Source organism: Cohnella lupini, from assembly GCF_003386205.1.
In the GTDB taxonomy this organism is placed as follows: domain Bacteria; phylum Bacillota; class Bacilli; order Paenibacillales; family Paenibacillaceae; genus Cohnella; species Cohnella lupini.
Window position 1 is genome coordinate 25,243 of record NZ_QRDY01000028.1, and the last position, 8,358, is coordinate 33,600.

9 protein-coding genes and 1 riboswitch are annotated in these 8,358 nt (G+C 41.6%); of the genes, 2 read left to right on the forward strand and 7 right to left on the reverse strand.

The window, feature by feature from the left end:
• Positions 1-377: 377 nt before the first annotated feature.
• From DFP95_RS25755 to DFP95_RS25775, 4 genes are all read right to left on the reverse strand, one after another.
• The gene (locus DFP95_RS25755; protein ID WP_115995552.1) at positions 378-560 is read right to left on the reverse strand and encodes a response regulator; all 183 of its coding nucleotides are present in this window, start codon (positions 558-560) and stop codon (positions 378-380) included.
• 147 nt (positions 561-707) lie between these two features.
• Positions 708-1,217 (reverse strand): stalk domain-containing protein, encoded by a 510-nt coding sequence (locus tag DFP95_RS25760; protein WP_115995553.1) that lies wholly within the window; start codon positions 1,215-1,217, stop codon positions 708-710.
• 170 nt (positions 1,218-1,387) lie between these two features.
• A complete protein-coding gene (locus DFP95_RS25765) occupies positions 1,388-2,569 on the reverse strand; it encodes a KamA family radical SAM protein (RefSeq protein WP_115995554.1) in 1,182 nt (393 codons plus the stop codon).
• Positions 2,570-2,676: 107 nt separating this feature from the next.
• Positions 2,677-2,813: riboswitch (cyclic di-AMP (ydaO/yuaA leader) on the reverse strand.
• A gap of 547 nt (positions 2,814-3,360) precedes the next feature.
• Complete coding sequence (locus DFP95_RS25775) at positions 3,361-3,987, reverse strand: GntR family transcriptional regulator (protein ID WP_115995556.1); 627 nt, start codon at positions 3,985-3,987, stop codon at positions 3,361-3,363.
• Between the two features lie 450 nt (positions 3,988-4,437).
• Here DFP95_RS25775 and DFP95_RS25780 point away from each other — a divergent pair, with 450 nt between their 5' ends.
• Positions 4,438-4,854, forward strand: a complete 417-nt coding sequence (locus DFP95_RS25780) for a hypothetical protein (protein WP_115995557.1) — start codon at positions 4,438-4,440, stop codon at positions 4,852-4,854.
• A 28-nt stretch (positions 4,855-4,882) separates the two neighbouring features.
• Entirely contained in the window at positions 4,883-5,230 is a 348-nt protein-coding gene (locus DFP95_RS29905; protein WP_115995558.1) for a DUF2512 family protein, read from the forward strand.
• Positions 5,231-5,304: 74 nt separating this feature from the next.
• Here the strand turns inward: DFP95_RS29905 and DFP95_RS25790 are convergent, their stop codons facing one another.
• The 3 genes from DFP95_RS25790 to DFP95_RS25800 form a co-directional block, all read right to left on the reverse strand.
• Positions 5,305-5,586: a hypothetical protein gene (locus DFP95_RS25790; RefSeq protein WP_115995559.1), complete on the reverse strand. Its 282-nt coding sequence runs from the start codon at positions 5,584-5,586 to the stop codon at positions 5,305-5,307.
• Between the two features lie 19 nt (positions 5,587-5,605).
• Complete coding sequence (locus DFP95_RS25795; protein ID WP_115995560.1) at positions 5,606-6,886, reverse strand: ArsB/NhaD family transporter; 1,281 nt, start codon at positions 6,884-6,886, stop codon at positions 5,606-5,608.
• Between the two features lie 302 nt (positions 6,887-7,188).
• Positions 7,189-8,358, reverse strand: a 1,170-nt coding sequence (locus DFP95_RS25800; protein WP_115995561.1) for an ArsB/NhaD family transporter, incomplete at its 5' end; no start/stop codon positions are given.

Sequence of the window (8,358 nt, forward strand, 5' to 3'; positions counted from 1 at the left end):
CTTTTACGAGTCTCTGTTAAGTTCGATAGGCGTATTCATACTCACCGTCCCGTGTAGTCGATATTGGATCACTACATTGATTGGCAATTGTTTGAATGCCGATATACGAAACTGACGCTTACATTTCCCCTCGACTTTGCCCCTTCGATTCTCAAGATAGCATTCCACCAGAAGAGGTCGACTACGGTATCCCATTCGGGAATCATCAAACAAACGCAAAAACTGATAACAACTAACGCACCTATATGGTAATTTTTGAAATACGACAGAAAGTGTTTAGAGACGCTTACCGTCATCCACAGCATTAACCCCAGGAACAGCACCAAGAACGCATCCATGCTGAGCAGGAAATCGGACTGAAGGGTTTCGTCAAGTAATCATTTGCCCGGCATCATAAGATCGAGGATAACAAGTTCCGGCCGATTCATTTCCCAGCTTTCAAGAGCCTCGTTACCATCATTGGCGATCAGTACTACATATCCTTCTCGTTCCAAATACCGCCTGCATACGTCAGTAATATCTTTTTCGTCATCCGCTACCAATGCGGTTGTAGTCGTCATGTTACAGTTCATTCCATATAGCCGAATTATAGCACAAGGTACTAATCGCATTTTATATGAACGTTATGAATAGAAAAGGTTATCCAAAGGAAATCGCATAGACTTTCCGTCTGAATAACCATGAATTATGCCGCTAGTTTACGAGTTTTACTTGCTCATCATTGGTTTCAACAAATAAGTTTCAACGAATTCCTTCGAGACGTATGTCGTATTTTTAATCAACATAGGCGCTTTCATCATCATCATTTTGTCCATGCCTATCATGAATTCCTTTTGACCGGGTTTGATGACGATCGAGTACATTTTCGGCATCTTGTCCATGTCGCCCATCGTGTCCATGTCGCCCATCGTGTCCATGTCATCCATCATGTCCATATCGTTCTTCATGTCCATGTCATCCATCATGTCCTTTTCTGGCATCATTTCATCCATCATTTTCTTGGTTAGCATGATGCCGTCCATTTTACTCCAATGAACACTGTATCCTAAAGATTGTGCGATTTGACGTAGAGGCACCCAGCTTTCACCATTCTTTTGAACCACGTTAAACTTTGAATAATCCACTTTAGTCATCATGTCTGCCGCGGATGCGAACCCGGGAATCATAATTGCTGCTGCTACCAGAGATACCGCCACTGTTTTCAATGTTTTGTTCATCGATAACGCCTCCTTGGGATGGGCTTACTACATTAAAGTAAACCCAAGTTATTATCGAAGGCTAAAGCAATTATTAATTATTTCTTACAGGATTCCTACGAAAGTTGAAGGCTCCAAAAAACACTTCAATCAGGAAAATCCTGATCGAAGTGTTTTGATTATCGCGTTTGTTAATCATTAATGGAATAACTACGACTATTCGAAGGAAAATCCGCCATTGTGTTTACGGATACTATGTCATCCGCTTTCTTAACGGGCTGCACCCAATACTTCTCATTCCCTGGCAGATCATCAAACCAAGATGCGTTATCCGGGCAATCCAACATCATGAAACGCCCGTATTGTCCATCCCGTGACTGATGATATTTCAAATAAGCTTTGCCATTATCGATTGCTAAGATTTCGATCTTTCCCGAAACGTGGCTCATCGATAATCTGACTCTTTTGCCGAGTCCCGAGGTTAGCGCCTTTGCCTTCTCGACGATATCATAAACCTCTCTCAGGGGAAGGACAAACGCTTTATTACCGGCGACTGGCCTATTCACGAAGAAGTAGTATGGCGTGACACCCGCCCAAGATAACTTATCCAATAATTCACCCAATATGACCGGATCGTCATTAATCCCTTTCAATACGGGAGTCTGATTTACAACGATTGCCCCTGCTTGATGTAAAGCCTCAAAGCCCTTCATAGCCTCTGCAGTAATCTCCCGCGGATGGTTGATATGTGCCATAACATATATCCTTTTTTCCGGCGTGGAATAATTCCTGATCGCCTCCAACAACGCCTCATCCTCATAGATTCGCATTGGATTGAATACCGGCAACTTTGAACCCAGACGAATGATTTTGACGTGTTCAATATCCCTAAGTCGTTCTAATATCCACTTCAACTTGGGAGTTCCAAGTATGAGACTGTCTCCCCCTGTAAGCAAGACGTTGCTGATTTCCGGATGTTCGGCAATGTATTGCAACCCTGGTTCTATGTTGGATACGGCTTCTTTTACATCATTGCGAAACAGTCTTTTGCGAAAACAATACCTGCAGTAAGCTCCGCATACTTCCGATACGATGAGTAACGCGGTGGAACCATACTTATGCTGGCAGCCCGGCACGACATAGTTGGTATCTTCATCCGAAGCATCCCATCTGCCGTATTCGCCGAGTTCTTCTTCGTTTGGTATAACCAATTTGCGTATCGGATCGGCGGGATCGTTCCAATCGATCAAGTTCAAATAATAATCGTTTACGCGGAAAACGAATTTCTCTGTAATCACTTTCAGTTTTTCTCGTTCTTTCTCCGGAATGCTGGTCAACTTACCAATATCGGTTATGTACCTAGGCTGTGTCAATTAAGTCTCCTCCTCTTTAATAATTGTTAAGCGTTTTTGGGACAACAAAAAAAACCCGTTCTTACGGGTCAAAAGAAAGCAGAGTTTGTTAGCTCTACATAGAAACGCTTTGACCCATCCAGTGCTGACGAGGTTAGCTGACGGACTCGGGATAGATGGTTCCCTACGGTCCTTGCAGACCGATACGCCCCTAATTGTGGGTCCCCCGCTTTCCGGAAATCCGGAAATTAAGCAGTACGATATGAATGACTAGGTAAATTAAATTGGCTATATCTACTATAACAATATGAAGCCCATCTGACAACCCGTATAAATTTATTAAGTTGTTTGTAAAAATATTGGAATGAAGAGTGATGGCGACCTTAGTTGCCGCCCACTTCTAACAAGAGACCCTGTCTCTTTAGCTCTAATAAAAATTCTAAATAAGTTTCATTTCGTACAATGACCCTATATTGATTTTGTCCATACAATAGGAACAAAACGTCCGTAGTGGCCCTGTTTTTGAATATCTTTTGAACTTCTTTTAATCCCAATAACATTAATTCTTCATTAATGATCGTAATTGCGAATTCGATGTTTGTCCCTAGTTGACCTTCGCAAATATGTATGTGATTTGAATCAAATTGATAAGCTATTTTCATTACCTTTTCACCTTTGACGTTAATTGATACACCTACTATAACAGCACTCAACAATACTGACAATTTAATAAATGATATTGAGTTGTTTGTAAAAAAATTATAAAAGAACCGCTTCGGATCACTCCAAGCGGCATGCACTTCATTTAAATATCAGGAATGGCTACTCCCTATGAATCGTTCAGTCTGTTCGTATATTTTTTCGTCCCCAACCACCACCAGAACATCGCCCTCGTTTATGACTACATGTGGGCCAGGAGAAATCGAAACTTGAATACCTCTACGTAAAGCGATAATCGTTGCGCCCGTGTTTTGCCAAAATTGCAAATTTCCGATCGTCATTCCGATGACTTTAGAATTTTCACCTATTTTCAACTCGATGGGATTGTACGGTTTAAGATTTTGCATGCGATCCGATGCTTCGATGATTTCTATGAGCAAGGCATCAAACTTGCGATCGATAGCCTGCTTCTCTTGCAAAAGCTGCTGCAAGTTTTGTTTTAGAGAATAAGCCGTTTTCAAGTAATTATTTTTAGTAATGTAGTCATATGCGTGACTACTCGATAGAATCGTTACTTCTTTTCCTTGAGATACGGACACGATTTTTTCTTCCTTCAGCAAGCCCATAGCTTTGCGAATCGTCTCCGGAGATACATGATATTGTCCAGCTAAAAGCGATCGACCGGATATTTTACTGTTCACGGGGATCTCACCGCTCACGATTTTTTGCGCGATATCAAGCGCGATCGATTTGTAGCCTGCTTTCTCCGAATCTAACATTCGTTTATTCTTCCCCTTGTCCGGCGTATAAAAGATTTTTAAGGTTATCATACGCTTTTCCAAGTCCGAAGTAAACAAATCAAGTTTTGACCAATTTTATAATGTTTACGTTATATTCATAGTGTCAACACTAAGCTATAACTACATTGAAGGGAGCGATTTCTTATCCGAAACGCCAAATTCGTATTTCTAATAGCACTCTCACTCGTTATCGTAATAAATCAATATGAGACTGCCGAAGCATTTCCTTCAAAAGGTTCCGCATCCGTCCGTAAATTAGAGAAAATAAGTAATGGAACCTTAGAAATCGAGTGGAATTCTCACACGGGGACGCCTGCTATAATAAGCGGTAGTTTATCCAGACCTTCAAAGCATTCTCCCGAGTGGATAGCCTACGAATTTCTCAATTCATATAAGGCGTTATTCGGTCTTCTGAATCCAAACCGTGATATGAAAGTGGTTTCCGTCGAACGTTACGCGGATGGAAATAAAGTTCGGTTCACTCATCTGCTCTTTGATACTCCGGTTTGGGAAGACTCGTTAGAAATCTACATCAACAAAAATGGTGTAGTCAGCATGGTTTCCGGCATAGTACATCCAAATCTGGAGAAGCAACTCTTTAATAGAGCCATGCACCCTTCAATATCCGGGAACCAAGCAATCAAGAGAGCTTTATCAGAAATGCAGGGTACGCTCGCCGACAAACCTAGAGTAGAAAAATATTACTTATCGTCTAGACCAGGAACACCTCTCGTTTACATCGTTACTCTGCAGTTCAAAAACCCGGATAAGACAACAACTGCGATTGTCCACTCGCTCACCGGGCGTGTAATAGAAAATAATTCAAGTATGGATAATTATAAATAGTTGTGGAGCTCGTACATGGAGGCTTTAGATGATTAATTTTCTAATTAAATGGCTTATAAGCGGACCAGTTATCGTAATATCAATTATTATTACTTCTCATGTCCCATTTGTTGAAGTAGCGATCATCGCTACCTCAATTTCCTTTATTGTCTATTCCATTGTTGATCATCTTATCTTGCCGGCAACGAATCACCTGGTAGCAATAATTGCTGATTCGGGGATAGGATTTCTTATACTATGGTTCGTCTCTTATTCTGATAATTGGGATATTGATTTAAATCAGATTTTCATTACAGCGTGTTTATTTGTTATATCCGAATGGATATTAAATCGGTTTATCATGAATCGCAAGGATAAAATTACAAAAAACGTTTGATACCCGAAATCCGAGCTACGCGCACAAAAAAAACAACCGAAAATGAATTCTCGGATGTTTTTATGAAAATATGATTACTTCGTCCATTCAACCGATTCCAGTAGTTGATGCTTTAACAATCCCAAAATAAAATCGACGTAATAGTCCTGCCGTACGATCGCCGTACAACGATGATCTTCGTAGGCGTAAAATAAAACGTCCGTATAGATTTCGTTATCCTCAAAGCTTTTCTGCAATTCCTTAAATCCAGCCCAATGCTCATCCGTTAAGGTATGAATCTTGAACTCTATATCCGCCTCGTTCGGTGTTTCGCTAATTTGGACGACAGCATTATTATACCGATAAATTAACCGCATCTCTTTTCCTCCACTCGAATTAAATTAAGTATCTGAAGTACATATAAATGCTTGCTAAAACAACGGATAATAGCATAAGTGGGAATCCGTATTTCATGAACTGCACAAACTTAATTGGGTGACCTTCCTTACCGGACATTCCCGCAACGATCAAGTTCGCGCTTGCCCCGATCAAAGTCCCATTTCCCCCTAGGCATGCCCCTAAAGCAAGACTCCACCATAAAGGCTCCAAGTTACTCACGCCCATATTTCCCATTTCCTGAATCAAGGGAATCATTGTCGCAACGAAAGGAATATTGTCAAGGAATGCAGAGGCTATCGCGCTTATCCATAAAATCAACATAGAGGTAGCAACCATATTGCCATCCGTAAGTTCAATGGCTTGCGCTGCCAATTTCGCGATTACGCCTGTTTCAATCAATCCCGACACCAATACGAACAATCCTACGAAGAAGAAGATCGTCGTCCATTCGACCTTAGTAAATGCCTCCTCCATCATATGCTCTCCGGTAAGTAATAGAAGAACGAACGCACCCGCAAGAGCAACGGTAGCGGATTCTAAATGCAAGGATTGATGAAGGAAAAACCCGAGTATGGTTAGTCCAAGGACAGTTAAGCATTTATAAAGCAACTTCCGGTCGGTAATGAGCTGCTTTTCGTCCATATCCATAATACTTTGAGTATGTTCAGGCTTCGTCTGTATTTGTTTACGAAATAGAATAACGAAAAGTGGGATAAACACGATCATGATAATTATTGCTATCGGAGCAAGATTATTGATAAAAGCCATAAACGTTAGTTCTTTGACGGCGCTACCGATCATAATATTCGGCGGATCTCCAATTAATGTTGCTGTGCCGCCCACATTTGACGCTATGATTTGAGTAATCAAGAAAGGAATCGGCGGGACACGTAACTGACGAGTGATGCTAAATGTGACGGGAACCATGAGTAGCACCGTTGTAACATTGTCTAAGAACGCAGACCCTACCGCGGTAATAATCGCAAGCGCAACCATGATACGAACCGGATTACCTTTAGACTTTTTAGCCGCCCATACTGCTATGAATTTGAATAGTCCGGTGTCAGCCGTAATACTAACGATAATCATCATTCCGATCAGCAACCCAAGCGTATTGAAATCAATGTGATGCAAAGCTGTCTCTTGGTTGACTATACCGAAAGCGACCATCATTAGACCGCCGATCATCGCCACGATCGTACGATGAATCTTCTCAGAAATAATAAGTGCATAAATAACTAGAAAAATGCCGATTGCCCAATAAGCTTGCTGTTCCATCATCAATCCTCCAATTGTCAATTACAAACCCAAAGGTAGTATGGGTTATTCTTCTCGCGCTCATCCCAGAATCAACCAATTGAATAAGAGAAAAACACAAAAAAGAGCCCTTGGTGACAGGCTCCTCCGATTTCAATACCGTATGCAGTTGTTGATTCCTAGATAATCATAACTTCTTAGATGGATAGACGTCAAGGTAATTTCGTCTTTGACATTCCATCTCATTTGCATCGCTCATCCGTTAAAGCGTGAATCTTGAGCTCGATATCCGCCTTTATGGCATCTCTTTTCCTCCCTATGAACTAAATTAAGTATCTAAAGTAGATATAAACACTCGATAGCATGATGGATAATATCATAAGCGGGAATCCGTATTTCATGTACTGCACGAATTTAATCGGGTGACCTTCCTTGCCGGACAATCCCGCAACGATTAGGTTCGCGCTTGCTCCGATTAAAGTCCCATTTCCTCCAAGGCATGCCCCTAATGCAAGACTCCACCATAAAGGCTCCAGATTGCTCACTCCCATATTACCCATTTCCTGAATCAAGGGAATCATCGTCGCAACGAAAGGAATATTGTCCAGGAATGCCGAGGCTATAGCGCTTAACCAGAGAATTAACATGGAGGTGGCGAGTAGATTTCCATCGGTAAGCTCAATTGCCTGAGCAGCCAATTTAGCGATTACGCCTGTCTCAATCAATCCCGAGACTAATACGAACAATCCTACGAAGAAGAAGATCGTCGTCCATTCGACCTTAGTAAATGCCTTTTCCATCATATGCTCTCCGGTAAGCAAAAGAAGAACGAAAGCCCCCGCAAGGGCAACGGTAGCGGATTCTAAATGCAAGGATTGATGAAGGAAAAATCCGAGTATGGTTAGTCCAAGTATAGTTAAGCATTTATAAAGCAACTTCCGGTCGGTAATGAGCTGCTTTTCGTCCATATCCATAATGCTTTGCGTAAGCTCGGGCTTGGTCTGAATTTGTTTACGAAATAGAATTATGAAAATAGGGATATATACGACCATGATAATAGCCACTATCGGAGTAAGATTATTGATAAAAGCCATAAACGTTAGTTCTTTGACGGCGCTACCGATCATAATATTCGGCGGATCCCCGATTAAGGTTGCCGTTCCGCCTACATTCGACGCTATGATTTGAGTAATCAAAAAGGGAATCGGCGGGACACGTAACTGACGAGTGATGCTAAATGTGACGGGAACCATGAGTAGCACCGTTGTAACATTGTCTAAGAACGCGGACCCTACCGCGGTAATAATCGCTAGCGCAACCATGATACGAACCGGATTACCTTTAGACTTTTTAGCCGCCCATACCGCTATGAATTTGAATAGTCCCGTGTCAGCCGTAATACTAACGATAATCATCATTCCGATCAGCAACCCAAGCGTATTGAAATCAATGTGATGCAAAGCTGTCTCTTGGTTGACTATACCGAAAGCGAC